Consider the following 1,241-nt stretch of genomic DNA (forward strand, 5'->3'; position numbering starts at 1 on the left):
GACGAAGGACCCGTCAACGGCGGGGGTAACTATGACCCTCTTAAGGTAGCGTAGTACCTTGCCGCTTCAGTAGCGGCTTGCATGAATGGATCAACGAGAGCGTCACTGTCCCAACGTTGGGCCCGGTGAACTGTACGTTCCAGTGCGGAGTCTGGAGACCCCCAAGGGGAAGCGAAGACCCTATAGAGCTTTACTGCAGGCTGTCGCTGGGACACGGTCGCTAATGTGCAGGATAGGTAGGAGTCATTACACAGGTACCCGCGCTAGCGGGCCACCGAGACATCACTGAAATACTACCCATTAGTGACTGTGACCCTCACTCCGGGAGGAGGACACCGGTAGCCGGGCAGTTTGACTGGGGCGGTACGCGCTTGAAAAGATATCGAGCGCGCCCTAAGTCCATCTCATCCGAGTCGGAGACTCGGAGAAGAGCGCAAGAGCATAAGATGGGCTGACAATGATCTTCCTAACGAGGATCGTTGACGCGAAAGCGTGGTCTAGCGAACCAATCATCCTGCTGGATGCGGGAGATTGATGACAGAAAAGCTACCTTAGGGATAACAGAGTCGTCACGCGCAAGAGCACATATCGACCGCGTGGCTTGCTACCTCGATGTCGGTTCCCTCCATCCTGCCCGTGCAGAAGCGGGCAAGGGTGAGGTTGTTCGCCTATTAAAGGAGGTCGTGAGCTGGGTTTAGACCGTCGTGAGACAGGTCGGCTGCTATCTATTGGGGGTGTGAGGTACCTGACGTGAACGTTCGTATAGTACGAGAGGAACTACGAATGGTGACCACTGGTGTACCGGTTGTCCGAGAGGGCACGTGCCGGGCAGCTACGTCACACGGGGTAAGAGCTGAATGCATCTAAGCTCGAAACCCACATGGAAAAGAGGTACCGATTGAGGACACTCGTAGAAGACGAGTTCGATAGACTTGGGGTGTACGCGCCGAGGCAACGAGGCGTTAAGCCCGCGAGCACTAACAGTCCAAGCCACACATTCATACCGCATGACTGGGACTTACCGCAGTACCTGGTGGTAGGTTCAGGCGTTAACTGGATTGCGTTTACATATTGGTTTCGTGGCCGATCGACCGATATTGGATCATGGTCGCGGTTCGATTCCGCGAGTCGGCGTTAGGGCGGCCATAGCGGCGAGGTTGCCACCCGTACCCATTCCGAACACGGAAGTTAAGCTCGCCAGCGTTCGAGCGAGTACTGGAGTGCGCGAGCCTCTGGGAAAA

The 1,241-nt window shown here is 56.0% G+C and carries 2 rRNA genes; both read left to right on the forward strand.

Features of this window, described 5'->3' with window-relative positions:
- Nucleotides 1-1,001: ribosomal RNA gene (locus tag ACSC1Y_RS16120) — 23S ribosomal RNA — on the forward strand; the annotation flags it as partial.
- A 134-nt stretch (nucleotides 1,002-1,135) separates the two neighbouring features.
- Nucleotides 1,136-1,241: ribosomal RNA gene (gene rrf, locus ACSC1Y_RS16125) — 5S ribosomal RNA — on the forward strand; the annotation flags it as partial.

This window comes from Haloarchaeobius lipolyticus (assembly GCF_051208015.1).
GTDB lineage: Archaea > Halobacteriota > Halobacteria > Halobacteriales > Natrialbaceae > Haloarchaeobius.